The organism is Sphaerochaeta halotolerans, from assembly GCF_003429665.1.
Taxonomy (GTDB): domain Bacteria; phylum Spirochaetota; class Spirochaetia; order Sphaerochaetales; family Sphaerochaetaceae; genus Sphaerochaeta; species Sphaerochaeta halotolerans.
Window position 1 is genome coordinate 213,381 of record NZ_QUWK01000002.1, and the last position, 24,452, is coordinate 237,832.

The window sequence follows — 24,452 nt, forward strand, 5'->3', positions numbered from 1 at the left end:
ATGCGTATCCTCATCGTCGGTTCAGGTGGCCGTGAACACGCCTTGGTGACAGTGATTGCAAAAAGCAAGTTGGCAACGGAGCTGTACTGTATCGGGCAAAACGCAGGAATCTCTTCCCTTGCAACCATGGTTCCCCTCTCTCTTTCCAACCACGCAGGCATCACTGAATTTGCACTGCAGCATGCGATTGAATTCGCTGTCATAGGCCCTGATGAGGCCTTGGTCAGTGGTCTTGTTGATGTGTTGGAAGCACATGGCATACCTTGCTTTGGGCCGAGCAAGCAGGCAAGTCAACTTGAGGGAAGTAAAGCGTTTGCCAAGGCCTTCATGGTGCGTAATCATATTCCCACTCCTTCCTATCAGGTATTCACTGATATTGATGCAGCACGGGACTCTCTTTCCCATTGTTCCTTTCCAGTGGTGGTCAAAGCCGATGGGCTTGCCTTGGGTAAAGGCGTAATCATCGCAGAAACACTTGAAGAAGCTGAGCAGGCTCTACAGGCAATGATGGTACAAAAAATCTTTGCTTCCAGTGGAAAGACTGTGGTGATTGAGGAATTTGTCAGTGGGCCGGAGGTTTCCCTGCTTGTCTTGACTGATGGAATACATATGAAGCCTTTGGTCAGTTGCATGGACCACAAGCGCGCCTACGATGGGGACCTGGGACCGAATACCGGTGGTATGGGTGTTATCGCCCCCAACCCTTTCTACACTGAGCAGATAGCCGCTCGTTGTATGGAAAGCATCGTGCTTCCTACCATTGCTGCACTGATGAGAGAAGGCAGTCCGTTTGTGGGCTGTCTCTTTTTTGGTCTCATGCTCACCCAGCAAGGTCCTGTGGTGATCGAATACAACTGCCGCTTTGGTGACCCTGAAGCCCAGGTGGCTCTCTCCCTCTTGGATGGGGATGTACTGGAACTACTGCTCTCTTGCAGAAATGGAACCCTTGATAAGGTCCAAGTGGTAAGCAAGAAGGCATCAGCTTGCTCCGTGACACTTGCCAGTGGAGGGTACCCAATTGCGTATGAGAAGGGAAAAGCTATAACCATTGGCAATCTTCCAAAGGGGGTTTCCCTTTTTCATGGGGGAACGTCCTATGACAAAAGCGGTCAGTTGGTAACTGATGGAGGCAGGGTTCTCCATGTGGTTGGAACAGGGAAATCTCTGCACGAAGCAATAACCGTTGCATATACGGCAGTGGATGCCATTTCCTATGAAGGGAAACAATACCGGCAGGATATCGGAAAGAGAGCATTGCAGGAGGAAGAGCATGGTTCGTCGTGTGTACATAACCCGTAGGCGTGAGTTTCGCCAGAGAGAGCAGGCACTGTCTGCTGAGTTGTCTCAGTTTCTTGACATACAAAATCTGGAAGGGCTACGTATATACTATCGCTACGATGTGGAACACCTTGAGGAAGCGACGTTCAGGATGCTGTGCGAACGTATCCTGATATTGCCGGGAAGAGATGAGCTACTCTCAGAGATTCCTGCCTCTGATTGGAATCTAGCGGTACAGATGCATGAAGGACAATTTGATCAGAGAGCTGAAGCAGTGCAACTGTCCTTGCGACTGCTCTTGCAGAATGAGACGGAGGCGAATATCAGATGTGCCACCGTCTATAGTTTCGAAGGATCTCTCAGGGCAGAGGAGCAAGAAAAGATTCGGACCTATCTCATTAATCCTGTAGAAGCAAGAGAGGCTTCCTTCCTGCTTCCCGAGCAACTCTCCGCGCATGTAGAGCCCCCCTCCTATCCTCCTGTGCTCCACGGTTTTCGTTTTTCCTCCGATCATGAGAAGACAAAAGCTGCCTACCAGCTCGCCATGGATACAGCAGACCTTGAAGTGGTACGGAAACACTTCCTTGCAATAGGGAGGGACCCCACCTTCACGGAGCTGCGCGTCATCGATACCTATTGGTCGGATCACTGCAGGCATACCACATTTTTAACACAGCTGGATACCGTGACCATTGAGGATCCTGAGATTGCCGCTACCTATGCGTCATATCTGGAGGCCAGGAAACAACTGGGAAGAGACAATCCGGTGAGTTTGATGGATCTTGCAACACTAGCGGCAAAGGTACTCAGAGCACAGGGGAAGTTGGACAAACTGGACCTTTCTGAGGAGATCAACGCTTGCTCTGTGCAAATTGAGGTGAATACTCCCAATGGGGAAGAACCCTACCTGCTTCAGTTCAAGAATGAGACACATAATCATCCAACCGAAATTGAGCCCTTCGGTGGAGCGGCCACCTGCATAGGTGGGGCAATTCGTGACCCGCTTTCTGGACGGGCTTATGTCTACCAAGCCATGAGGATCTCCGGCAGTGCAGACCCCCGTACCCCGCTCTCCCAGACCATGGAAGGAAAACTCCCCCAGCGGACGATTGCCCAACGCTCCAGTCAGGGGTACAGCTCCTATGGGAATCAAATTGGGCTGGCAACCAGCCTGGTCGAGGAAGTGTACCACCCAAATTTCAGCGCTAAGCATATGGAACTTGGATTTGTGCTTGGCTGCGTGCCCCAGCGGTTTGTCAGGCGCGAACGGCCGCTTCCTGGAGACTTGGTTGTGCTTGTAGGGGGGCGGACCGGTCGTGATGGGTGTGGAGGGGCCACAGGTTCCTCCAAAGAGCACGATGCACAATCCTTGGAATCCTGTGGCGCTGAAGTGCAGAAAGGAAACGCTCCAGAGGAGCGGAAGCTGCAGAGGCTGATGCGTAATCCCGATGCCATCGGGATGATCAAACGATGCAATGATTTCGGTGCTGGTGGTGTGAGTGTTGCCATTGGCGAACTTGCTGATGGACTTATCATCGACTTGGATAGGATTCCGGTAAAATATGAAGGTCTGGATGGGACAGAGCGAGCCATCAGTGAGAGCCAGGAACGTATGGCAATGGTAGTGGACAAGCGTGATGCGGCTGCATTCATCCGCCTGGCTGAAGAGGAGAACCTTGAAGCAACCGTTGTGGCAACCGTGAGTGAGGATCCCCACCTGGTTATGCTGTACCAGGGGCAGAAACTCGTTGATCTACAGCGAAGCCTGCTCGATAGCAACGGGGCGGCAAAGCATGCAACAGCATCGATCCCCCGAACAAGCAGTACAGCGAAATATCCAGACTCCTCATTTGATGTATCAGCCTTGCAGATGCTTTTGGAAGACCTGAATGTAGCGAGTAAGCAACCCCTCGCTCAACGGTTTGACAGTACCATCGGTTCTACGACTATGCACTATCCATTTGGAGGAAGGTACCAGAGAACACCGGTTCAGTGTGTTGCATCTACCATTCCTCTGCCTCAAGGGGAGTCCTCTACTGCCACGCTGGCTTCCTGGGGATATGACCCATATGCGATGAGTGAAGATCCCTACCACGGTGCCTTCTGGGCTGTGGTCCACTCCCTTGCAAAGGTGGTTGCAAGTGGAGGGAACCTGAAAGAGTCCTACCTCTCATTCCAGGAATATTTTGGAAGGGTTGGATCAGATCCAGCCCGTTGGGGGATTCCCTTCTCTGCACTCCTTGGTGCCTATAAGGCGCAAATGCTTTTCTCTGTAGCTGCCATCGGAGGGAAGGATTCCATGAGTGGAACATTCCAGGACATCGATGTTCCTCCTACTTTGGTAAGTTTTGCCGTAGCAGTGACCAGTGCACATCGGTTGGTTTCCCCTGAGTTTAAACGGGTGGGCTCAAAGCTGGTGTTGTTCTCCTGTGATACGGAAGAGGGACTGCCTGCGCTGTTTGCAGAAGTCAGGCAGGTGCAAGCACGCAGTGCCTATGCACTTGGCTATGGAGGGATAGCTGAAGCAGTAGCCAAGATGGCATTGGGAAACCGAATAGGTTGTGAGCTCGAGACACAAGAGGATCTGCGGAAAAAGCGCTATGGCGCATTTCTTCTGGAACTGGATCCGATGAGCAGACAGATAGGGATTCCCATCGGAAGGACCATCACAGCAGAACAAATACGCTTTCCTGGTTTCTCTGTGGATCTTGCTACTGTTGAGCAATGGCTGCTCTCTCCGCTTTCTTCCGTCTATGGGTCGATCAAACCGGTAAGAGAAGAACGACAGATTCCCCTGCTTGGCTATGGCAAGCGAATAGAGACACGCTCCCGCTATCCAAAGAAGAAACCGAAGGTTCTGCTACCAGTCTTTGAGGGAACCAACTGTGAATACGATATCGAGCGGGCTTGGAAGTACGCTGGTGGGGAGCCGGAGATTTTTGTAATCAATACGATGAGTCCAGACCGGGTAGTTTCAAGCATCGATCAATTCTCAAAGCTGTTGGCAGAGTCCCAGGTTCTGTTTCTCAGTGGAGGGTTTTCTGCCAGTGACGAACCAGATGGGTCGGGCAAGCTGATAGCAACATTCTTGCGCAATACACGGGTCAAGAAGGCGATTCATGCGCTTCTAAGGGACCGAGATGGATTGGTGGGAGGGATTTGCAACGGGTTCCAGGCTTTGCTCCAAGTTGGGTTGTTGCCACATGGGTCGATTACAGAACCCCGTTCAGGTGATCCTCTGTTGATCGAGAATATCCAAGGGCACCATCTCTCATCACTGGTTCACTGCCGGGTTTCCTCCGTCCTCTCCCCATGGATGGGAGCCTACCAGGTAGGAGATACCCGGTTGATCCCTATCAGCCATGGGGAAGGAAATTTCTTTGCTCCGTTGGAAACACTGAAAAGGCTTGAGAAGAACGGCCAGATTGCAACGCAATATGTCGATGAGAGAGGAAATCCGCTTGCACCCAATGGCTCTCTGTGGGCAATCGAAGGTATCAGCAGCAAAGACGGAAAGGTCTTTGGGAGAATGGCACACAGCGAGAGGGTGGTTACCCAGCTCTATACAAATACCCCGGCAGTTCCTGATGCTGGGCTGTTTCGGGGTGCTGTCAGGTATTTTTCCTAGGGAATGGGTCAGATGGTGACAATACGAAGGCATGTACCACTCTGTTGTGTCAATATGACTCATAAGGCGGTTACAAGCTACGTTTCTGGGAGAAACGTACAGGAAATAGTTATTTGCTTAAAACCTCATTAAATGTATATATTAAAACAAAATAAAAAATATTTATATAGAGTTTTGTGTATAATCTGAAAAGTTGGCACGTTGATTGCACAATACTTAGCGTAACGAAATGAAACACAATGAACACATGGAGGTGTCAACATGAAATATTACGTATCCTACAACAACAGCAACCCTGTTTCGGAATTCGATTCCTTGTTCAATGACCTTTGGGCTGACTGGGGCACCAACCGCAGCAAGATTCCCCCAGTAGATATCTATGAAACCGAGAAAGCGTATGTAATCGAAGCTGAGCTTGCTGGTTACAAGCAGGAAGAGGTTCATGTCAATGTCGATAAGCATGTACTGAAGATCAGCAGCGACAAGCAGAGCCTGAAGAGTGCTGATGAAAAACAGAAGAGTCTGGTTCGTGAGCGGTACTTCAAGAAGTTTGAGCGTTCTTTCAGTCTTCCCGAGGATATCGATGAAGAAAACATCGAAGGTGAGTTTGCTGACGGTGTTTTGACCATCACGCTTCCGAAGAAGAAAGAAGTACTTCCCAAGACCATTGAAGTAAAGATTAAGTAAGGAAGTATCCGTATAGAGACAGTACCCACCCCTTTGCATCGAACAGCCTGCAGGTTTCTGCAGGCTGTCTTGCGTCTGAGTCAGTCGAGAATGATCAGTGCGAGGAAGGTAAGTGGTTCTGCTTCCTCATTTCGGATGGCGTGGCTAGCCCCTCCGCCGGTAATGACCAAGTCCCCTTTCTCTACTACCTTGTCACCGTCAACTTCCCTAACGATGCCCTTCCCTGATGTTATCCAGTAATACTCAGTTTCGTTTACATGATTGTGCTCCCCGATGCTGCAGCCCTTCTCCAAACGAATCTCGGAGAAGAGTCTGCAATGGGCGACACTGCCTTCATCAGCCAGGGCTTTCAGAACAACCTGTCCTGTTCCTTCTCTCATGTTCTTTTTAATGGTTTCTTGCATGGTTGTTGCTTTTTTGATCATTTTTACTTCTCCTGTGGTCAGTGTGCCAGCTCCTAGGGAGTTGGGCAAGACATACTTGACACTTCACAGTGATAAAAGAATACTAAATACACGTAGTAAGACAGCAATAGCGATATTTTCCACGCGTAGTATGCAAGATTCTACCCTGCATTCTTGTCGGAAGGTTTCGATATGCCACCAGAGTATGCTGAGGAGAAGACATGAACAAGATTCTGGCAAAACAACGATTATCGAAGGAAGTGTTCCGGATGGAGATCGAAGCCCCTGAGATAGCAGAGGCAAGACACCCCGGTCAGTTCATCATCCTCCAAATGGGTGGGGACTTTGGCGAACGCATTCCTCTGACCATAGCAAATGCAGATCCTGTGAAAGGTTCCATCACCTTGATTTTCCAGGCAGTGGGTGAGACCACCCATCGTCTCGCTTTGCTTGAGCCTGGTGATACCATCCAGAACCTTCTTGGGCCTCTGGGTAAGCCAACCGATATCAAGAAGTATGGGAAGGTTGTGTGTGTCGGCGGAGGGATAGGGGTCGCTCCGCTCTTTCCCATTGTGGAAGGTATGAAGAAAGCAGGCAATGAAGTTACAGTAATCATGGGCGCAAGAACCAAAGAACTCCTCATCATGGAAGAGGATATGCGTGCAATCGCTGATGAGGTGATTGTGGTAACTGATGATGGTTCCTATGGAAGAAAAGCTCTGGTAACAGTCCCCCTGAAGGAGATTTGTGAAGAAGACAAGCCCGATTGTGTTGTTATCATCGGGCCTCCCGTCATGATGAAGTTTGCTGCACTTACCACCAAGCCCTATGGCATTCATACCATCGTATCCTTGAACACCATTATGATCGATGGCACCGGTATGTGTGGTGGATGCCGTGTTACCATCGGTGGAGAGACTAAATTTGTCTGTGTCGATGGGCCTGAGTTTGATGGTCATCTGGTTGATTGGGACAATATGTTGCTTCGACTCGGTACCTATAAGAGTGAGGAAGCAGAAGCGCATCACCGTTGCCATATTGGACTGAAGATCAACGAAGGGGAGGCATAGAGGCATATGCACGTAACGAAAGAAGTACTTGACGCTCAAGCAAAAGCATTGCTCGAGCAACTAAACGATACGCCGTTGAGACCCAAGGATAGAGCTAAGATTCCCCTCCAAGAGATGCCAAGCCAAGCACCAGAAGTTCGTGTGTGCAATATGGAAGAGGTTGCACTTGGCTATACGGAGAACCAAGTCCGCCTTGAGGCGATGCGCTGTATCCAGTGCAAGAACCAGCCCTGTATTGCTGGTTGTCCTGTTTCCATCGATATCCCTGCATTTATTGCTGAGGCTGCCAAGGGAGACTATGGCAAGTCTGTGGAAATTATCAAGGAGAGTAGTTTGCTGCCATCCATTTGCGGCCGAGTCTGTCCCCAGGAAGTACAGTGTCAGAAGTTCTGTACCGTTGGGAAGATGCACAAAGATGTTGAGCAGTCGGTCTCAATTGGTCGTATTGAACGCTTTGTAGCAGACTATGCGCGTGAACATGGGCTTGAGAAAATCCCATCCATCAAACCTGACAGTGGACGCAAGGTTGCTGTTGTCGGCTCTGGACCTGCAAGTATCTCTGCAGCGGCTGACTTGCGTAGGGAAGGACACACTGTGATGATGTTTGAAGCACTCCACAAGGCTGGGGGTGTATTGGTCTATGGCATTCCTGAGTTCCGCCTTCCCAAGAAGATTGTGGAACATGAATTGCAGAATCTTAAGGATATGGGTGTAGAGATTCGACCCAACTATTTGGTAGGCAAGACGCGAAAGATTGCCGATTTGATGGAGAAGGACGGTTTTGATGCGGTATTTGTCGGCTCAGGTGCAGGACTTCCCAAGTTCCTTGGCATTGAAGGTGAAAACTACGTAGGTGTCTTCTCTGCAAATGAGTATCTGACTCGTAGTAACTTGATGAAGGCTTATGCAGTTGGAAAGTCTCAAACTCCGCTCTACCGATCTAAAAACGTTGCCGTTTTCGGTGGTGGCAATGTTGCCATGGATGCTGCAAGAACTGCTAAGCGTCTTGGAGCTGAGGAAGTGATCGTTGTCTATCGACGCACCGAGGTGGAAATGCCGGCCCGCCGTGAAGAAGTAACTCACGCGAAGGAAGAGGGAATCAAATTTCTGTTTCTCCACGCTCCTCTGAAGATAACAGCAAACGAGAAGGGTAGGGTCAATGGTGTTGAGTTAATTACGTGTGAACTTGGTGAGCCTGATGCTTCTGGTCGTCGTCGTCCGGTAGAGATCCCTGGCAGTGAGAAAATCTATGACTTTGATACGGCCATTATAGCCATCGGGAATGATAGCAATCCACTCATCAAGGCAACCACTGATGGTATTGAGGTCAACCGCAGGGGCAACTTTATTGTCAATGAGGAAACCTGTGAGACGACACTGAAGGGTGTATACGCAGGTGGGGATATTGTTCTTGGTGCTGCAACGGTCATTCTTGCCATGGGGCAGGGAAGAAGAGCAGCCAAGGCTATGAATACCTACCTCAAGGGTCTAGCATAGGGATATCTGTGGGCGAGTCTGTTCCCCCAGGTTCGCTCACTTGATACACCTACTTTCTTTGTGTATAGTAAAGCAGTGGATATTCTCAATGATTGCCAATCGGTGATCTGTCAGCTTACGTCGAAAGATAAGACCCAGGCCATCCTGGAAGTGATAGATTCCTGTTCAGTGTTTACGTCTCTCCCAGACCTCGAGCGTTTCAAGCGCGGGGTGCTTCGTCGTGAGCATATCCAGTCAACGGGTATTGGTCATGGGGTTGCTGTTGCGCATGGGAAGATCCACGGCATCAATGAGGTCCATATCGCATTGGGTATCAGCAAGGAGGGGATAGAATATGGAAGCTGCGATGGAATGCCTGTCCATCTCCTGTTTGTTATTGCTTCTTCCCCATCCATCCAGATGGAGTACTTAGGTGCCTTGAGTGCTATTTTACGAGGAGTACGAACCGAACAAATACAAGAGCACCTCCTAGCTCTGCAGCAAAGCAAGAGTGATGAGGCTTGTAACAGGTTTCTTTCCATGATGGCAAACCAGGAGTTTATCTGGTTTAGTAAAAGTCCCTAGAAGAAGGCTCCCCCGCATAAGAGTGCATTTACCTGTATATCCCACTGATCAGTAGGGATTTTCTTGATAATCTGATGACTTCGACAAATGCCAAGGGTAAAGGCTTCCCTATGCTTCTGGAGATATCGATCATAGTAGCCTTTCCCTCTTCCAATGCGATCCTTTTGCATGGAGAATGCAACACCAGGAACCAGAATAAGCGTTCTTGCAGTAGGTACCACCGTGTTCCCTTCTCGCGGCTCAGTAATTCCCAGGCTTCCTCTGTGTAATTGGTCCAGTCTCGTGACTTCCCGAAAGGTCATGGTACCATCCATTTCACTGACCGGTAATGCAAGATGTTTGTGGGCGATTGCATCGTGCAGCACGGCTTTTATATCAACCTCAGAGGTAATGGGATAATAGGCAAAAACCCAATCAGCATCTGTATATAGGGTGCTGGATAGCAAGGCATTGCAACTTGCAAGGTCTTCTCTTGAGAAATCAGTTCCTCGCAGTACTTTTTCTTGCGTTATAAGCTGTGTTCTCAAACTCTCTTTGCTTTGCATGGAATGATTATACCATGAAGGATGATGTTGTGATCAGGAGAACCAATATGCAGAGGAATCCATCAGTTTTGCGATAGGGGAGCTGGGAGCGAGGTTTGTCCGGGTCAAAGTTCCTTGCTTCAAGGGCAAGTGAGAGATCTTCCGCTTTATCCAACAACAAGAGGAAGATACTGGTGGAGAGTCCTATGATGGTCTTGTAAGGATTTTTCTTTCGTTCAAGCCTTGCTTTTCTCGCTGTATTAGCTTCAAGCGAGGCATCAAAGATCATGGGTAGTAGAGAGAGCGTGAGCTCGATACTGCTCGCTATTCTCCAACCGTTGAGGAAGGGTATCCTGTCCAACAGGCTTCCGAGCGACCTGGCAAGATCATCTGGGGCAGTGCTGTCTGCGATAAGCATGCCAGAGAGGATGATGGCACTGAACCTGAAGAATGCAGAGGCCGTACGTAGCCAATTGTTACTGGAAACGTACTCCATGATGGTGATCATGGCTAGGAGAACAAGGAAGAACCTCAGCTCTCTGTGATACTGCTTCAGTGGCAGTTGTTGGGAGATTCCTGCAATCGCTAACGCAGTAAAGATGATCAGGGTTCCCCATAGTGAGGTGTAGATCAGAGCAAGGCAGAGTACGATGACAGAGAGAAACTTGGTCATCGGGTTACAGTGATTGAGAAAACGTTCTTGTTTTCTATAGTGAAAGATCAGCGCTTCAGCCATGTTAAATCCTCAACATTGCTGGTTTTTGGGACGTACATTCCATGTTCTTCCAAGTGATTAAAGACTGTGTGTTTGGTCCCTTGTATAGCAACCAGTCCTGCTTCCAAGACAAGCACTTGGTCTGCATGTGCGAGGATTTTATCAATTTCATGGCTGACGATGATTACTGTGTGTCCATTCTCCTGCAATGCAAGCAAGGTTTCCAATACACTTACTGCTGAGCGATAGTCAAGGTTGGCAAAAGGCTCATCAAGGATGATGAGTTTTGGATTCATGACCAATATGCCAGCTATCGAGAGCTTTCTCTTTTCTCCACCACTGAGTGTACGGGGACGTTGATCTTTCTGATCCTGAAGATGCATGAGAGTAAGCACTTCATCCAGCCTCTTCTTTTGTTCAGCTTCATCCATAGAGAGATTTTCCATGCCGAAGCTGATGTCTTTCTCCACCGTTTGGCCAACAATCTGGGTGTCGGCATCCTGGAACACCAAACCGATGGAGTGCAGTCTTTTCTTTGGATACTTGGTAACATCCTCTCCTGCAAGAAAGATTGCTCCACCGCTAGGCTTCAACAAGCCTTTCAGACAACGAAGCAGAATGCTCTTGCCAGCTCCATTTGGCCCGCTGATGAGCGTAAAACTTCCTTGGTTGACCGAGAAGCTAATGTCCTTGAGTATTTGCTTGTCTTTGGAAAAAGAGAAGCTCAGATGTTCTACTGAAAGGAGTACTGGTTGTGTGGTGGTCATGACAAACAGACTGTAACAGATGGTGATTGTTTGGGCAAGATTCCCTGTTTTCCCCAAAAGGTGTTGACAAGTGTGAGAAAAGTAGGGTATACAAGATGACGTTGATGCCGCTTTAGCTCAGTTGGTAGAGCAAAGGACTGAAAATCCTTGTGTCCTCAGTTCAATTCTGAGAGGCGGCAAAACAGAGAGCTCCCTGTCCTATACGGATGGGGAGTTTTGCTTTTAATGGCAGCATGGGCTTGATTGCTTCAATGACGTGGTTTCTTGATGTGGACAGAATCATTCGGGATTCCTGCGAAGATTCCATAGGGTTGTTTTCTCCAGAGTCAATCAATGGAAAAGTCATGCCGTTCCAGAGCTTGTTTTATTGTAGTGCATTTACAGAAATCAGTTTTGAAGTCTGTATCTGTTTTGCTTGAAAGCAACTCTCTGATTTTCGATATATTGCAGGTACGGATAAGCTCATCCTCAAGGTTATTAACTTGGGGAAGGCAATATACATGGCCTATCATTGATTGGTTGGATAGGAATTTCATATTCTTTTTTAGAATTGATGCATTCAGTGTATCTGTGTCAAATAGAAGTACGACATTGGTTTTATGTTTCAGTGTCATTAGTCGGGCACGAGTAAATTCTTCTTCAACAGCATTGAATACCTTGATTTTTCCTGGGACTATGCATTGCATGTCGGTTTTAAGTGCTCTCAATAATACTGCATCTGTTTCACCTTCAACGTAATATTGGAATAGTTGTGGCATCGTCTAGTATACTCCTTACAGCCGGTCAATATCGTCTACATTCGGAGCAACCGAGAAGATGTCATTTTCAACTGCTCTACGTAAAGAATCCGTATTGCGTTTCAGATACTGGTCTGCATAAACACATGAGATTCTATTTTCATGTCCAAAAATCTCCTTTTTTAGAAATACGTACGAGTGAATCGGAAGTGACATGTCTAATATATCTGCATTATGCGTAGTAAAAAATAACTGCTCATTTGCGCCCAATTTTTCTATCATCTTGGAGAGAATTGCCTTCTCCATATCGCTGTGAATATAGGAAAACTTCTCATCACAGTAATAGAATCCGTATAAGCTAGAAATAATTGAGGAGAGCATAACAGCGATATCTACACCAGAGCGGGTACCGCTTGAGAGTATTTCACTATTAAGTATTTCATTGTTCTTCATGATAAGGTCATGGTTATTTAGCCTAATAATATATGAGTTCTCGATATCTTGTGATTCACGAACCCCCTGTATAGATGGATCTAGAGCTCTTAGGACAGTCTCCAGTACGATTCGAAAACTTTTTTTCCCTACTGGAGTAAGATTTTTAAAGGAGTCTTTTGAAAATGGGTAGGAAAAGTACCAACCAAAGGTATCAATTAGATCGAGTGCTTCAATATACGTTGAATTTGGGGTGTTTATGGTTCTTAGTTTTGCTACGCAACGTTCGTAGCTGTCGGTCTTTAAAATGGAAGTAGAACTTATCGTCAAGGAAATATCTTCTTCTCTATATCCAGTAGCAGTGGGTGGTGATATTTGGGCTACAATACGGTACATAGTCTTTATCGATGAATGAGTTATAAAATCCATTGAAAACGAAGATGGTTCAGAAGTATCATCGATGCAGTTGGCAATTGGGTCAATACTTTTTTTTGTGATAAAATTAAATATCGCTATGAGCGCATTTCCTAGCGTTGTCTTCCCTGTTGCATTTGCTCCCATTAACACAATCAACTTCTTGTATCGGAAGTTTGGTCTATCTTCCAGATATTCATCAGTAATAGTTGAGTTAGAGATTTTTTTTGGATACGTTAAAGACAGATGGAAGTTATTAAAAGAAAAGAAATTATCAAGTTTTATTTCTAATAGTATCATATAAACACAACTCCTATAAATTCGTAAAATACGAATTTATAATAACTCAAGAGTTTGTGATATGCAAGAGTTGGTTCTCCTTTTTAAGAATTAGCTACCTCTGCCAAGTGAAGAGAGGGGCCCCCGACCGCTTGCTAGCAGAGCTCAGATGCCCAGCCGGTTAGCTCCCTCTCTTCACTAACAAGTATGCTCATAATACTGTGGGGAGACAACCAGTCCTATATGAAGGTTATGATATAAGTAATTACAATATATAATTATAAATAGATTAAGCAATGATGAGAAAACACATTTCTTCACAGACGGGAGTATGTCCTTTCTGTGCAATCATGGTACTGATGTACCAACAATGCAAATCCTTCTGGGGTTCGGTGTATTCGATTGGTAAGGTAATGCAAGCTTCTTCTACACTCAATAAGGTGAGGGACGAGGTGAAGCAGTTGTTGATTGCCCTTGGAGCTTTCTCGTTCCTGCCTCAACAGGATACATGCGATTTTTCTCATTCATTTTGCTTTTTCCTGCAACCTTCAGTATCATACAGGCAGGAGGAACTTCTTTATGGATGATCTACTGGCGAGATATACAAGCTTGGCTCCTGAAGCAAGTGAAGCCCAGATTGAGAAGACTGCCCAGGACTTGGAACGGCGAAATTACATGCCACCCTTGATTCTGGATGTGGAAGATTTTTATCATCTGACGAAAGAGCGTATGCTGAGGGAGTATCATCGGGTTATGTCCCTTCCTTCAGAAAGTTCAGAGCTAAAGGCAGTGGTTGGGATTGGCGATCCTGAAGAAGTCAAAAAGAAACACCTGACCGTATTGCTTAATCAATATGAATTGCTGAGGGGACTGCGCTTAGGCGATGGAGATGCCTGGGCTACAGTCAACGAGCTGTACGAGGACGACTAAGCCTTGGATATACATCAATGCAGCATCTGTGCAAACGGAAGTGAACCTTGTTTGCAGCATGTGCCTCTATTTCAGAATCTTGAGAGCGACCAGATCCAGGAAGTGCAACGCTTGATTAGGCAGATTGAGGTTGCCCCTGGTGCTGTATTGTTTCGTGAAGGGGATAATGCAGACAGTCTCTATCTCATCAGGAAGGGATCACTTAAATTGGTCCGTTACGGGAGTGATGGATCAGAGTATATTCTCGACACGCTCTTTCCTGGGGATTTCTATGGAGGTGACCAGCTCTTCTTATCCAGTGTTGCCAGAGAGACCGGTGTAGCAACCGAACCCCTGGGTATCTGCATGATCAAGGCAAAGGAGCTTCAGCATTTGATCCTTCAAAAACCTGCGATTGCCTTGAAAACCATGACCTACTTGAATGCCAAGCTCGACCAGTACCGCCTGCAAGTTGAGATGCTTTCCACCTCTGACGTACAGAAACGTATCTGCATGTACCTGATTGAGCGATATCGAAAAACCGGGAGTACCTCATTGCATCTTACCCAGGATGACATTGGGAGTGCACTGCATCTCACCAAGGAGACCGTGAACAGAAAGCTCTCCTCTTTGAAAGAGGAAGGAATCCTTCGTGTGGAAGGGAAGGGGAAGCTCCTCATTCTTGATATGGCCAAATTGGAAGCAATCTCCTTTGAAAGTTGATTCCCCAACGGAGCGAGAGGAAAGGAACCATCATGATGGTTCCTCTCTGGAGCGAGTGCAGGGAAAGCAAGGTGAGATACCCCGTCCCTTGGGCGGAAAAGGAGGCAATGCCTCCTGGATTCAGGGCTTGCCCTGAGGTATTGATACCTTTCATTTGAATCATAGTTAGATACTTGATGCTCCTGTACACTATGCATGAAACAAAGAAATAAGGAGCACAAAATGCAAAACATCAAACTATCAGAGCTGGTAAAAAATCATCCAGAAGCCACTATCTTTCTGAACGAACACCATATCGACTATTGTTGTAGAGGAGATCACTTCCTGTATGAATCACTTGAGGAACAGGGGTATGAAATTGAGCCATTCCTTGAGGAATTGGAAGCGTTCACTACAGAACAGAAAGAGAAACACAGTGCGGTAATTGCAGACGATGTATACATGATGGGAGTGCATGACCTCATCACTCATCTCGAAGCAACCCACCATAAGGATGAGAGAGCCTTGCTCTCTTCCATCGATGGGAACCTGCTTGCCTTGCTTTCCGCTCACTATGCACGCCATAAGGATGAACTGCGGGAAGTCTATACCCTCTTCAGTACCCTTCGCTCAGAACTTATGCTACACTTTGCGCAAGAGGAAGTGGAAGTGTTCCCCCTGATGCAGAGAGAAGCAACAAAAAAAGCTTATGAAAAGGTTGTCTCGCTGGAATCAGATCATGAGGCAGCCGGTGATTTGATCAAGCGCTTGATCAAGGCAACTCATGACTTTACAGCACCTGTTGATGGTTGTGCTACCTATAGAGCTACCTATGCTCTATTAAAGCAGCTGGTAGAGGATATATTCTTGCACATCTACAAAGAGAACAGCATCCTGTTTCCAATGTATGCAGAAGGAGTGAATGCATGAAGCGACTGGTGAAGAACAATGTTTCGTGGATTGGTAAAATTGATTGGGAATTGAAGAAGTTTCATGGTGATGATTATTCAGTCAATCATGGATCTAGCCAGAACGCATACCTCATTGAAGAGGGAAAGACAGTTCTCATCGATACTATCTGGAAACCTTATGACAAACAGTTTAGGGAGAATCTTGAGAAGGAGATCAACCTGGATAAGCTTGACTTCATCGTTGTCAATCATGGAGAGGTTGATCATAGTGGTGCGCTTCCGTATCTCATGGAAAAAGTACCCAACCTGCCGATTTACTGCACTGCTAATGCAATCAAATCCCTTGTAGGGCAGTACCACCACCCTGAGTGGAATTTTAAGGTCGTAAAGACAGGTGACAGTGTAGACATCGGGAACGGCAAGCAGTTGGTATTCGTGGAGATGAGGATGCTGCATTGGCCGGACAGTATGGCAACCTATTTGACTGGTGATAACATTCTCTTCTCAAATGACGCATTTGGGCAGCATTATGCAGTGGAGGAACTCTTCAATGACAAGGCCGACCAGTGTCTGCTTTGGAATGAGGCGATGAAGTATTACGCAAATATTCTCAATCCATTTTCTCCTCTGGTGGCTCGAAAGATTGAAGAAATTGTGGCACTGAACCTTCCTATCGACATCATAGCACCAAGCCATGGCGCCATCTGGCGCGATGACCCGCTCCAGATTGTGAACGCATATGCTGCCTGGGCTGACTCCTATCAGGAGAATCAGATTACCATCGTCTATGACACCATGTGGGACGGAACGAAACAGCTTGCGCATGCCCTGGCAGGAGAGATTCATGCTCTCGATGGCGATACGGTGGTAAAGGTGTTCAGCATCAGCCAGACAAACAAGAATGACATCATGACTGAGGTGTTTAAATCAAAAGCCATAGCGTTGGGTTCTCCCACCGTTGGCAAGTCGATCCTTTCCTCAGTCAGTGGTTGGCTCCACTTCCTCTCTGAGCTGCAGTTCAAGAAGAAGCAGGCTGCAGTATTTGGTTGCTATGGCTGGAGTGGAGAAGGGGTAGGTATCCTGCGTGAGGAACTTTCGAAGGCAGGTTTCGCTGTTGTGGAACCAGAGATGAAGGTGAATTGGAACCCAACTGAGGAACACCTTTCAGGGATGAAGGGCATCGCTGAAGCACTCTGTACATAAAGCCAGTTTTTGCTCGATTGCCCAAAGAAAGATACTACCTTGGCTGTAATCTATTACAATTGCAGTATAATGTAGTAATCTATCATTGTGACTATTCAAAAACGTTTGTATCTGTCGAATATCTTGATGATTATTGTTCCTGTAGGTATTACCATCGTAACGGCTTTCATTTGTCTGCTCGTTCTGTGGACGGTTTTAGGACGAACAACCGGGTTGGGGTTCGGCGATAGTGAAAGCTTCCAAGAGGCTCAGGGCACCATTGCGTTTGCAGTAGAGGAAATCTTGGAGTCCAACCCAGAGGACCAGGTTAAGCAACTGCATTCCATAAGTCGCTTACTCGATGATGCCTCCATGTCAGTCACCATTCTGGAGGATGGCAAGCTGCTGTACCAATATGGGGAGAACAGCAGCAAGGATTCGCTATTGATTACTGCTGTGGAAGCAATGGGGGAGGGTGGTTTTCTTTCCACCACCGACCGTAGCCTCTTTGCCGATACCCTTATCTCAAATGGAAAGACATACCAGCTCTATTTATTCAGCACTCCCAGACGGTATGCATATACTACGTTGAAAGCAGTCTTCGCCTTGTCGTTATTGATCTTGGCGGCTGTTATAGTGCTCTCGGTGTATGCAACCAACTTTTTTTTGACTAAATTCGTATTCCAGAAAATCAATACGCCGCTGAATATCCTTATTGATGGTGTTCACCAGATTCGTGATGGTAATCTTTCCTATCGTATCGTCTACGAAGGGGATGACGAATTTGCCGCCATTTGTACCGACTTCAATGAGATGGCTGTAAAGCTCAAGCATTCTGTGGAACAGGCACGACTGCATGAAGAAAGCCACAAAGCGTTAGTTGCAGAACTCTCACATGACCTGCGTTCTCCTTTAACTTCAATCCAAGCCTATGTATCCGGCTTGCTGGATGGTATTGCTCCCACCGAGGAGACGCGACAACGGTATCTTCTCACCATTCAGAAAAAGGCTGAGGAAATCCAACATCTCGTATCTCAAATGCTTCTATTCTCAAAAATGGAATTGGATGAGTATCCTCTGCATCTTGAAACGACCGATTTGAAGCGATATCTGCTTCTGTTCTTTAGTGAAGCTCAACCTGAATATGCAGCTCAAGGGCTTGCCATCACCTATGAGCTTTGCGACGCACAGGTTACGGTCGACCGGGCCGCACTACATCGCGTCCTGGTCAATATTCTGGACAACAGCGTCAAGTACAAAACAAAGGAGCAAGGGAGGATGCATGTCGTCTTGTCCGATAGAGGCGACAACTTCCAATTGAGCATGACCGATGATGGCCCGGGAGTCACTCCCCATTCCCTTCCCAAACTGTTTGATCTGTTTTATCGTGAGAGTGTTTCACGGCGAGATCCCCAGTTGGGGAGTGGCCTAGGATTGGCCATTGCTGCGAAGATCATAGAACGGATGGGAGGGATGATACGGGCAGAACTTGCTTCTCCCCAAGGGTTGTCCCTGCTCATCCATCTACCGAAGGAAACCGTACATGTACCAAATACTGATCGTTGAAGATGACCCGTCAATTGCCACCATCATTGAAGAATACTTGAGATTCGAAGGGTTTTCCGTCACCATCGCCTCCGAGGGCCCAGCCGGCTTAGCCCAAGGGTTGAGTGGAATGTTCAATCTCATCCTCCTGGATGTAATGCTTCCAGGTATGGATGGGTTTACCGTCTGCCAAAAGCTCCGTGAAAACTTGGATGTCCCTATTCTCATGGTTTCAGCCAGGCAGGAGGATATCGATAAAATCAAGGCATTAGGTCTTGGTGCTGATGACTACATCGAAAAACCCTTTACCCCCAGTGTCCTGATTGCGAAGATCAAGGCCCATATCATCCGCTACGAACGACTGAAAAATACCACCAAACGTACCGCCCGTATCAGCATGGGTGATATCATCATTGATACCGACACCCATCGAGTGTTCCTTGAGAATCAGGAAATAGAACTGAAGAACAAGGAATATGAACTATTGCTCTTCTTTATGCTTCATCCAGGTTCGGTTTTCAGCCGTGAATCCTTGTATGAAGAAATCTGGGGTATGGATTCAATGGGAGACAACACCACTGTAGCGGTACATATCAATCGGTTACGGGAAAAAATTGAGAAAGATCCCTCCAGCCCCCGCTATATCCAAACAGTCTGGGGGGTTGGGTACCGTTTTTCCGAATTAGTTTAAACTTTTGTTAACATTACCACAAAGATAATTAATATTTATCTGCCAAAGTACGGGTGTACAAAGGAGTAGACCCATGAGAATATTGCTTACATCAGATGTGTACAAACCAACCACGAATGGGGTCGTTACTTCCTTGGTAAATCTACAGGAAGGCCTGACCCAATTAGGACATGAGGTGCGAATCCTCACCCTGTCGGAGTCGCATACAACTTATTATAAGGATGGAGTCTGGTATCTTGGCTCCTTGAATTTAAGTACGATTTATCCGGGGACCCGTGTGAGAGGCGCTCTTGCTCGGGGGTCATTGAAGGACTTGATTGCCTGGAAACCAGATGTGGTACACTCGCAAAGTGAGTTCAGTACCTTTATACTTGCAAAGCGAATCGCCCATGCGGTGGGAGCGCCCTTGGTGCATACCTATCATACCCTCTATGAGGATTACACCACCTATTTTTCACCTAATAAGCGGATGGGGCAAATTATGGCACAGCTATTCTCTATGCATGTTCTTGCCAAGACTGATGCCGTCATTGCACCGACTTCCAAGATTGAGCGATTGCTTCTTTCCTATGGTGTCGAAAAGTTGATTAAAGTAATTCCCTCCGGCATCGATCTTTCCAAGTTTGCCCCCACTAGTGTAGAAGATGATGCTACAAGCAGGTTGAGAGAGCAGTTGGGCATACCCAAGGATACCCAGGTGATTGTGTATGTAGGTCGGTTGGCCAAAGAGAAGAACATCGATGAATTGATTTCCAATTTTTCAACAATCGCCAACAACAATAGAATGTTGCTTCTTGTTGGAGATGGACCAGAGCGGCCTATGTTGGAAGAACAGGTACGAACACTAGGGCTTGGGAAGCACGTCATATTCGCCGGCATGCAGAAGCAAGAAGATATTCCTTCCTTCTACCGATTGGGTACCGTCTTCTGCAGTGCATCCACCAGTGAAACCCAGGGGCTCACCTATGTAGAGGCCTTGGCATCGGGAATACCCGTCCTTTGTCGCAAGGATGACTGTCTCGATGATTTGGTACGGGATGGGATCAACGGGTGGCAGTATCGTACTCAAACCGAATACCAGCAATATCTTGAACGATTGTTAGCTAATCAAGAGTTACAGCAACGGCTTTCGGTTGATGCCCTTTCCTCCAGTACCCGGTATGACCGAATGGTGTTCGCACAGTCTGTAGCCGCTGTGTATGAAGCATTGGTCAACAGCCGCGCCAACGTGAGCAGGATATCAGCATGACGAAAAAAATTATCAATATCCTCACCATTGTCGGCCTTGTGGCCAGCGTGGGGTATGGCATCTATGTATGGAAGATTGGAGTGCTCACTTCCTTGGATTCTCTGCGCACCTATATTGCAGGATTCGGAGCTTGGTCAGCCCTCTTCTTTGTGGCGTTCCAGGCTATCCAAGTGGTGCTTCCCATCCTTCCCGGCGGCCTTGGCTGTCTGGTCGGGGTACTGGCCTTCGGAGTATGGAAAGGGTTGGTCTACAATTATGTGGGCATTATCGCCGGTTCCTTGGCTGCTTTCGCCTTGTCCCGTTACTATGGAAGGCCCTTGCTCTACCGGTTCTTCTCTACTCCCCTGATTCAGAAATATGACCAGTGGATGCAAAAGAAAGGACGGTTTACCCGCTGGCTCTCCATTCTTATATTCTTTCCGGTTGCACCGGATGACTACCTCTGTTTCCTTGCAGGGACCACTACCATTTCTTGGCGTTCTTTCACCACTATCATCGTACTGGGGAAACCCTTCTCCATCGCATTGTACAGCCTTGGACTTACAACCCTGTTCACGCATCTCATTCCATGGACTTAGGATTATGAATCGCAAATACAGTACTGTCTTGTTATTGTTGTTTCTTCTTGTTGCTTCTTGCTTGTGGGCAAAGCCTCAGAATCGTCTCTCCCTTTCTCAAACTGAATGGGAAACCCTATTGGATGGGCGGTATCTCACCCGATCTGTCATTTGGACAGATTCGGTGGCATCGCTTGCCCCCTTAGGTTCAATCGCCCAGGAAAAAACCAAAGAAGCCGAAGAACGTGCGAAAGGAATTTCTGTCGCATCCCTCGCATTGGTCCCTTATCCAAAGGATTGGACAACCCAGAGTGAAGAACAACGCAAGCTGGAACTTTACAACTTGCTGCACCAAGTATCCACCTTGGAAGGGCTTCAATACGGGGACGCCAAGAAGGAGGTGCTTTTTTCCGAGTCCTATACGATCAAGGACCCTGAGAACAAAAAATCGAAGGTGTCTGATCCTGTTGTCCAAACACTGCCTTCCATCGATACAGTTTATGTCTGCCAGGAAGACTCGATTTTCGGCAAGAACATCTACCAACATACCTATCAGATTTCCGAAGACGAGGTCTTCGTGGACATCACCAACTTGACCACGTTGAAATTTCTCGGTATCTCGTTTGTAAAACCGAAGGATATGTCCCTCTATCTGTCAACAATCCAGACCCAGGACGGAATCCTTATCTATACCTGTACGACTCTTGCCACGACGGAGCCCAAGGTGTCGTTTCTTTTCTGGAGTTTCAACCTGGCTGATGAATCGATGAACCGAATCGTTGCTTACCAAGACTGGTTCAAAACACAGGTATGAACATGAAAGTACTTTTGTATTCTGGGTCTTGGAACTTGGTTAAAGAAAGTGGAGTGGGGCAGGCACTGCTCCATCAACAGGCGATGCTCTCTTCCAAGGGCATAGCCACCACCCGTGAATGGGAATCTGATGCCACAATCATCCATGTGAATACGGTTTTTCCGGACACGGTTTGGGCGGTAAGAAAGGCCAAGAGGAAGGGGATGCTCGTTGTACGGTATGCCCATTCCACCATGGAGGATTTCAAGCATTCATTTCTGTTTTCCAATGCCTTGGCTCCGTTGTTCCGCCGATGGATACGATTCTTGTACCAGCAAGGGGATGTGGTTGTAACCCCATCCTCATATGCAAAGAGGCTTTTGGAATCCTATGGTGTGACCAAGCCTATCTTCGTGCTTTCCAATGGTGTTGATACCACCCGGTTTTTCCCGAGCAAGGAGAAGCGTACTGCATTTCGCAGGAGCTTCGGTTTGTCTGAGACTGAATTGGTGGTGATCAGCGTGGGCCTCTTCATCGAACGTAAAGGCATTCTGGATTTTCTTGCATTGGCCAAACGTATGCCTTCCGTTACCTTCCTGTGGTTCGGCCATACTCCGTCCTCGTTGATGACCAAACGAGTAAAGCAGGCAATACAGGAGAAAAGCGACAATGTTCGGTTCCCTGGCTACATCGACCAAGATTCCCTCTCTCAAGCATACTGTGGTGCTGACTTGTTCGTGTTTCCCAGTCATGAGGAAACGGAAGGCATCGTTGTACTCGAGGCCCTAAGTAGTGGTGTTCCCGTCATTATCCGCGATATTCCGGTCTATGAGGATTGGTTGATTGACAAGCAGAATGTCTACAAGGCGGGCAATCTGGAAGATTTACAACGACTCATCTCCCAATTTGCCGAAGGGTTGCTACCCGATCTGACTGAAGCGGGACTGGCAGTAGCCAAAGAACGCAGCATTCCTGCCATCGCTGACCGAATGCTGGAGGTGTATCGGCAGTCTGGAACGACGATGGACCTTGGTGGGAAGGATGCAAAACATGCTGGTAAGTTATGAACTGAATATCTTGGATGCGCTGCAGTCTATTCACACTCCCTTTCTTGATTGGCTGATGGTTGCCGTCACCAATCTTGGTGACTACGGTCTAATCTGGATTATTCTTGCATTAATTTTGACTATTCTCCCAAAAACCCGTAGGACGGGCATTGCTCTCATGATTGCTCTGTTGCTTGATGTATTGGTCAGCAATATATGGCTGAAAAACTATGTTGCACGCTTAAGACCATGTGAGGTAAACCCAACAGTCCCTCTGTTGATACCCAAGCCTTTGGATTATTCCTTTCCTTCCGGGCACACCGCAGCTTCTTTTACTGCATCTTGTACCTTGTTGGGTATGAAGAGCCGACTGGGGTGGCCGTCTTTGTTCCTCTCTATGTTGATAGCATTCTCACGTTTGTACCTGTATGTGCATTATCCCACTGATGTACTTGCCGGCATGCTGGTTGGTTTCAGCCTTGGTGCTCTGGTTCCCTCTCTGTTCAACCTACAATCATCGATACATGCTCTGAGGTTGGTGCCTCTGGAAAACCGATAGAGATTCCCCCCTGAGGTATCCTGCATAAGGAACTTTCAATGCCATTCTTTGCTCGATTGCCCAAACAGGGCAACAGTGGTAGAGTCAGATCATGGATGCAACAGCCAGCAAAGCCCTGCATTATGAAACACTTGTCCTCGCTTCTGGTGGAGCAGAATCAAAAGCTGGGGAAGCCTTCTCATTGGCTTCCTCTCAATTTGATGTGACTGATTCACTTCCCTTGCATATCGGGGAGTATGCTGCCTTGCTGAAAATGGACGAGAGCAGAATCAGCGAAGCCTACTATCACTGTCGGCCATTCTTTGAGGAAATGAATGAGCATGTATTGGTTCTCGATGAGAACAGCCCTTTTTGGCCCTCCCAAGTGAATAATTTTGCCTACCGTCCGCGCTTTCTCTATGTACAAGGAAATGTATCCCTGCTGAAGGCTCCCTCAGTTTCAGTCATCGGTACTCGCTCTCCATCCCTGGAGGGGAAGAAACTCGCATTACAGACATCCAATGCGCTTGCAAAGGCTGGCTATGTGGTTACCAGTGGTCTTGCTCTTGGCATAGACGGGGTGGCACACAAGGGAGCGCTCTCAGCTGGAGCACCTACCATGGCAGTTATCGGTACTCCGCTCTCTCAATGCTATCCGAAGGAACATACAGACTTGCAAGCTGAAATAGCCAAGTGCGGAGTAGTGGTCAGTCGTTTTGCTCCCTCAACCACTACGCAGAAATGGCATTTTCTGCTTCGTAACCGCTTGATGAGTGCATTAAGCCTTGCCTCTGTAGTAGTGGAAGACCGAGACGGAGGAGGAGCAGTCCGCCAAGCCTCCTTTGCTTTGGAGCAAAAGAAATATCTTTTCATCTATCAGAGCAGTGTTGAGAACCGAAGTGTTTTCTGGCCACGAAAGTTTGCTAACGAGAGCCGTGTGTTCGTAATCAGGAAGAGTGAGGATATACCCCGTATCCTCAAGAAGGCAATGGAGACCAAGCGTACCGTTGGCAAACCCAAGGAGAAGGCTGTACAGCTTGATCTGTTCGCTTTAGAGGAATAGGTATCTTGTTGTATTTCTATACTGCACTATAATTAGTGCGTTATGGAAATATAAGAACGTGCTTCCTACTTGGAATTCAAGGAACTTTTTTCCCCGATGGGTTGTTTCACTCTTCAGCAAATAGCATCAGGTTCACGGTTTTCTGTAAGCAGAAACACTATTGGACGATGGGTGAAGGAACATAAACTCATTGGTTAGAAACAAAATGTGTACACATTTCCCGAATATCTTCGCGATAGCGATGCTCAACTATATTTTGCAAACAAGATG

At 47.3% G+C, this 24,452-nt stretch carries 26 protein-coding genes and 1 tRNA gene; 19 read left to right on the plus strand and 8 right to left on the minus strand.

Annotated elements, in window-relative coordinates:
• The 3 genes from purD to DYP60_RS02535 all read left to right on the plus strand — a co-directional run bounded on the left by purD (position 1) and on the right by DYP60_RS02535 (position 5,593).
• The gene (gene purD / locus DYP60_RS02525) at positions 1 to 1,299 is read left to right on the plus strand and encodes a phosphoribosylamine--glycine ligase (protein ID WP_117329296.1); all 1,299 of its coding nucleotides are present in this window, start codon (positions 1 to 3) and stop codon (positions 1,297 to 1,299) included.
• Positions 1,271 to 4,906: a phosphoribosylformylglycinamidine synthase gene (locus DYP60_RS02530; RefSeq protein ID WP_117329297.1), complete on the plus strand. Its 3,636-nt coding sequence runs from the start codon at positions 1,271 to 1,273 to the stop codon at positions 4,904 to 4,906. The genes purD and DYP60_RS02530 overlap by 29 nt, the downstream gene beginning before the upstream one ends.
• 261 nt (positions 4,907 to 5,167) lie before the next feature.
• Positions 5,168 to 5,593, plus strand: coding sequence for an Hsp20/alpha crystallin family protein (locus DYP60_RS02535; protein WP_117329298.1), 426 nt, complete (start codon positions 5,168 to 5,170; stop codon positions 5,591 to 5,593).
• Positions 5,594 to 5,673: 80 nt separating this feature from the next.
• Here the strand turns inward: DYP60_RS02535 and DYP60_RS02540 are convergent, their stop codons facing one another.
• Complete coding sequence (locus DYP60_RS02540; protein ID WP_117329299.1) at positions 5,674 to 6,018, minus strand: cupin domain-containing protein; 345 nt, start codon at positions 6,016 to 6,018, stop codon at positions 5,674 to 5,676.
• 200 nt (positions 6,019 to 6,218) lie between these two features.
• Between DYP60_RS02540 and DYP60_RS02545 the strand changes: the two genes are divergently transcribed.
• From DYP60_RS02545 to DYP60_RS02555, 3 genes are all read left to right on the plus strand, one after another.
• Positions 6,219 to 7,067 carry a sulfide/dihydroorotate dehydrogenase-like FAD/NAD-binding protein gene (locus DYP60_RS02545; protein WP_117329300.1) on the plus strand — a complete coding sequence of 283 codons (849 nt, stop codon included), beginning with the start codon at positions 6,219 to 6,221 and terminating at the stop codon, positions 7,065 to 7,067.
• 6 nt (positions 7,068 to 7,073) lie between these two features.
• Positions 7,074 to 8,564 (plus strand): NADPH-dependent glutamate synthase, encoded by a 1,491-nt coding sequence (gene gltA / locus DYP60_RS02550; protein WP_117329301.1) that lies wholly within the window; start codon positions 7,074 to 7,076, stop codon positions 8,562 to 8,564.
• Positions 8,565 to 8,639: 75 nt separating this feature from the next.
• Positions 8,640 to 9,128 (plus strand): PTS sugar transporter subunit IIA, encoded by a 489-nt coding sequence (locus DYP60_RS02555; protein WP_240622813.1) that lies wholly within the window; start codon positions 8,640 to 8,642, stop codon positions 9,126 to 9,128.
• Here DYP60_RS02555 and DYP60_RS02560 read toward each other — a convergent pair.
• The 3 genes from DYP60_RS02560 to DYP60_RS02570 are packed head-to-tail and all read right to left on the minus strand — an operon-like array spanning position 9,125 to position 11,134.
• Positions 9,125 to 9,673, minus strand: a complete 549-nt coding sequence (locus DYP60_RS02560; protein WP_117329303.1) for a 5-formyltetrahydrofolate cyclo-ligase — start codon at positions 9,671 to 9,673, stop codon at positions 9,125 to 9,127. The genes DYP60_RS02555 and DYP60_RS02560 overlap by 4 nt on opposite strands.
• Positions 9,674 to 9,680: 7 nt before the next feature.
• The gene (locus tag DYP60_RS02565; protein ID WP_117329304.1) at positions 9,681 to 10,388 is read right to left on the minus strand and encodes an energy-coupling factor transporter transmembrane component T family protein; all 708 of its coding nucleotides are present in this window, start codon (positions 10,386 to 10,388) and stop codon (positions 9,681 to 9,683) included.
• Entirely contained in the window at positions 10,373 to 11,134 is a 762-nt protein-coding gene (locus DYP60_RS02570) for an energy-coupling factor ABC transporter ATP-binding protein (protein WP_117329305.1), read from the minus strand. Before DYP60_RS02570 ends, DYP60_RS02565 begins: the two co-directional genes overlap by 16 nt.
• Positions 11,135 to 11,240: 106 nt before the next feature.
• Here DYP60_RS02570 and DYP60_RS02575 point away from each other — a divergent pair.
• A tRNA-Phe gene (locus DYP60_RS02575) sits at positions 11,241 to 11,313 on the plus strand.
• Here DYP60_RS02575 and DYP60_RS14615 read toward each other — a convergent pair.
• Genes DYP60_RS14615 through DYP60_RS02590 form a run of 3 tightly spaced genes read right to left on the minus strand, consistent with a single transcriptional unit; the run spans position 11,295 to position 13,017 of the window.
• On the minus strand, positions 11,295 to 11,417 hold the full coding sequence (locus DYP60_RS14615; RefSeq protein WP_276308953.1) for a hypothetical protein: 123 nt from the start codon (positions 11,415 to 11,417) through the stop codon (positions 11,295 to 11,297). The two genes, DYP60_RS02575 and DYP60_RS14615, sit on opposite strands and share 19 nt — an antisense overlap.
• A 43-nt stretch (positions 11,418 to 11,460) precedes the next feature.
• Positions 11,461 to 11,892, minus strand: a complete 432-nt coding sequence (locus DYP60_RS02585) for a hypothetical protein (RefSeq protein WP_117329307.1) — start codon at positions 11,890 to 11,892, stop codon at positions 11,461 to 11,463.
• A 15-nt stretch (positions 11,893 to 11,907) separates the two neighbouring features.
• Complete coding sequence (locus tag DYP60_RS02590) at positions 11,908 to 13,017, minus strand: AAA family ATPase (protein WP_117329308.1); 1,110 nt, start codon at positions 13,015 to 13,017, stop codon at positions 11,908 to 11,910.
• A gap of 558 nt (positions 13,018 to 13,575) precedes the next feature.
• Between DYP60_RS02590 and DYP60_RS02600 the strand changes: the two genes are divergently transcribed.
• Positions 13,576 to 13,926 (plus strand): hypothetical protein, encoded by a 351-nt coding sequence (locus DYP60_RS02600; protein ID WP_117329310.1) that lies wholly within the window; start codon positions 13,576 to 13,578, stop codon positions 13,924 to 13,926.
• 3 nt (positions 13,927 to 13,929) lie between these two features.
• A complete protein-coding gene (locus tag DYP60_RS02605; protein WP_117329311.1) occupies positions 13,930 to 14,628 on the plus strand; it encodes a Crp/Fnr family transcriptional regulator in 699 nt (232 codons plus the stop codon).
• Here the strand turns inward: DYP60_RS02605 and DYP60_RS13945 are convergent.
• The gene (locus DYP60_RS13945) at positions 14,582 to 14,782 is read right to left on the minus strand and encodes a hypothetical protein (RefSeq protein WP_133299270.1); all 201 of its coding nucleotides are present in this window, start codon (positions 14,780 to 14,782) and stop codon (positions 14,582 to 14,584) included. The genes DYP60_RS02605 and DYP60_RS13945 overlap by 47 nt on opposite strands.
• 68 nt (positions 14,783 to 14,850) lie before the next feature.
• On the opposite strand from DYP60_RS13945, the gene DYP60_RS02610 reads away from it, so the two are divergent.
• From DYP60_RS02610 to DYP60_RS02655, 10 genes are all read left to right on the plus strand, one after another.
• Positions 14,851 to 15,537, plus strand: coding sequence for a DUF542 domain-containing protein (locus DYP60_RS02610; protein WP_165849472.1), 687 nt, complete (start codon positions 14,851 to 14,853; stop codon positions 15,535 to 15,537).
• Positions 15,534 to 16,721, plus strand: a complete 1,188-nt coding sequence (locus DYP60_RS02615) for an oxygen-binding di-iron domain-containing protein (RefSeq protein WP_117329313.1) — start codon at positions 15,534 to 15,536, stop codon at positions 16,719 to 16,721. Before DYP60_RS02610 ends, DYP60_RS02615 begins: the two co-directional genes overlap by 4 nt.
• Positions 16,722 to 16,808: 87 nt before the next feature.
• Positions 16,809 to 18,266 carry a sensor histidine kinase gene (locus DYP60_RS02620; RefSeq protein ID WP_206363091.1) on the plus strand — a complete coding sequence of 486 codons (1,458 nt, stop codon included), beginning with the start codon at positions 16,809 to 16,811 and terminating at the stop codon, positions 18,264 to 18,266.
• On the plus strand, positions 18,244 to 18,936 hold the full coding sequence (locus DYP60_RS02625; RefSeq protein WP_117329315.1) for a response regulator transcription factor: 693 nt from the start codon (positions 18,244 to 18,246) through the stop codon (positions 18,934 to 18,936). Before DYP60_RS02620 ends, DYP60_RS02625 begins: the two co-directional genes overlap by 23 nt.
• A 73-nt stretch (positions 18,937 to 19,009) precedes the next feature.
• Positions 19,010 to 20,185 carry a glycosyltransferase family 4 protein gene (locus DYP60_RS02630; RefSeq protein ID WP_117329316.1) on the plus strand — a complete coding sequence of 392 codons (1,176 nt, stop codon included), beginning with the start codon at positions 19,010 to 19,012 and terminating at the stop codon, positions 20,183 to 20,185.
• On the plus strand, positions 20,182 to 20,763 hold the full coding sequence (locus tag DYP60_RS02635) for a TVP38/TMEM64 family protein (RefSeq protein ID WP_117329317.1): 582 nt from the start codon (positions 20,182 to 20,184) through the stop codon (positions 20,761 to 20,763). Before DYP60_RS02630 ends, DYP60_RS02635 begins: the two co-directional genes overlap by 4 nt.
• A 4-nt stretch (positions 20,764 to 20,767) precedes the next feature.
• A complete protein-coding gene (locus DYP60_RS02640) occupies positions 20,768 to 21,556 on the plus strand; it encodes a DUF6675 family protein (protein ID WP_117329318.1) in 789 nt (262 codons plus the stop codon).
• A 2-nt stretch (positions 21,557 to 21,558) separates the two neighbouring features.
• The gene (locus DYP60_RS02645; RefSeq protein ID WP_165849473.1) at positions 21,559 to 22,602 is read left to right on the plus strand and encodes a glycosyltransferase; all 1,044 of its coding nucleotides are present in this window, start codon (positions 21,559 to 21,561) and stop codon (positions 22,600 to 22,602) included.
• On the plus strand, positions 22,586 to 23,140 hold the full coding sequence (locus DYP60_RS02650) for a phosphatase PAP2 family protein (RefSeq protein ID WP_117329320.1): 555 nt from the start codon (positions 22,586 to 22,588) through the stop codon (positions 23,138 to 23,140). The genes DYP60_RS02645 and DYP60_RS02650 overlap by 17 nt, the downstream gene beginning before the upstream one ends.
• A 91-nt stretch (positions 23,141 to 23,231) precedes the next feature.
• Positions 23,232 to 24,182, plus strand: coding sequence for a DNA-processing protein DprA (locus tag DYP60_RS02655; RefSeq protein ID WP_117329321.1), 951 nt, complete (start codon positions 23,232 to 23,234; stop codon positions 24,180 to 24,182).
• The last annotated feature ends 270 nt before the right edge of the window (positions 24,183 to 24,452 follow it).

Excerpts from the sequence above, each read along its gene's own strand:
- purD (WP_117329296.1), top strand. The coding sequence starts at position 1 with ATGCGTATCCTCATCGTCGGTTCAGGTGGCCGTGAACACGCCTTGGTG.
- DYP60_RS02530 (WP_117329297.1), top strand. The coding sequence starts at position 1,271 with ATGGTTCGTCGTGTGTACATAACCCGTAGGCGTGAGTTTCGCCAGAGA.
- DYP60_RS02535 (WP_117329298.1), top strand. The coding sequence starts at position 5,168 with ATGAAATATTACGTATCCTACAACAACAGCAACCCTGTTTCGGAATTC.
- DYP60_RS02540 (WP_117329299.1), bottom strand. The coding sequence starts at position 6,018 with ATGATCAAAAAAGCAACAACCATGCAAGAAACCATTAAAAAGAACATG.
- DYP60_RS02545 (WP_117329300.1), top strand. The coding sequence starts at position 6,219 with ATGAACAAGATTCTGGCAAAACAACGATTATCGAAGGAAGTGTTCCGG.
- gltA (WP_117329301.1), top strand. The coding sequence starts at position 7,074 with ATGCACGTAACGAAAGAAGTACTTGACGCTCAAGCAAAAGCATTGCTC.
- DYP60_RS02560 (WP_117329303.1), bottom strand. The coding sequence starts at position 9,673 with ATGCAAAGCAAAGAGAGTTTGAGAACACAGCTTATAACGCAAGAAAAA.
- DYP60_RS02565 (WP_117329304.1), bottom strand. The coding sequence starts at position 10,388 with ATGGCTGAAGCGCTGATCTTTCACTATAGAAAACAAGAACGTTTTCTC.
- DYP60_RS02570 (WP_117329305.1), bottom strand. The coding sequence starts at position 11,134 with ATGACCACCACACAACCAGTACTCCTTTCAGTAGAACATCTGAGCTTC.
- DYP60_RS14615 (WP_276308953.1), bottom strand. The coding sequence starts at position 11,417 with ATGATTCTGTCCACATCAAGAAACCACGTCATTGAAGCAATCAAGCCC.
- DYP60_RS02585 (WP_117329307.1), bottom strand. The coding sequence starts at position 11,892 with ATGCCACAACTATTCCAATATTACGTTGAAGGTGAAACAGATGCAGTA.
- DYP60_RS02590 (WP_117329308.1), bottom strand. The coding sequence starts at position 13,017 with ATGATACTATTAGAAATAAAACTTGATAATTTCTTTTCTTTTAATAAC.
- DYP60_RS02600 (WP_117329310.1), top strand. The coding sequence starts at position 13,576 with ATGGATGATCTACTGGCGAGATATACAAGCTTGGCTCCTGAAGCAAGT.
- DYP60_RS13945 (WP_133299270.1), bottom strand. The coding sequence starts at position 14,782 with ATGAAAGGTATCAATACCTCAGGGCAAGCCCTGAATCCAGGAGGCATT.
- DYP60_RS02610 (WP_165849472.1), top strand. The coding sequence starts at position 14,851 with ATGCAAAACATCAAACTATCAGAGCTGGTAAAAAATCATCCAGAAGCC.
- DYP60_RS02615 (WP_117329313.1), top strand. The coding sequence starts at position 15,534 with ATGAAGCGACTGGTGAAGAACAATGTTTCGTGGATTGGTAAAATTGAT.
- DYP60_RS02625 (WP_117329315.1), top strand. The coding sequence starts at position 18,244 with ATGTACCAAATACTGATCGTTGAAGATGACCCGTCAATTGCCACCATC.
- DYP60_RS02630 (WP_117329316.1), top strand. The coding sequence starts at position 19,010 with ATGAGAATATTGCTTACATCAGATGTGTACAAACCAACCACGAATGGG.
- DYP60_RS02635 (WP_117329317.1), top strand. The coding sequence starts at position 20,182 with ATGACGAAAAAAATTATCAATATCCTCACCATTGTCGGCCTTGTGGCC.
- DYP60_RS02640 (WP_117329318.1), top strand. The coding sequence starts at position 20,768 with ATGAATCGCAAATACAGTACTGTCTTGTTATTGTTGTTTCTTCTTGTT.
- DYP60_RS02645 (WP_165849473.1), top strand. The coding sequence starts at position 21,559 with ATGAAAGTACTTTTGTATTCTGGGTCTTGGAACTTGGTTAAAGAAAGT.
- DYP60_RS02650 (WP_117329320.1), top strand. The coding sequence starts at position 22,586 with ATGCTGGTAAGTTATGAACTGAATATCTTGGATGCGCTGCAGTCTATT.
- DYP60_RS02655 (WP_117329321.1), top strand. The coding sequence starts at position 23,232 with ATGGATGCAACAGCCAGCAAAGCCCTGCATTATGAAACACTTGTCCTC.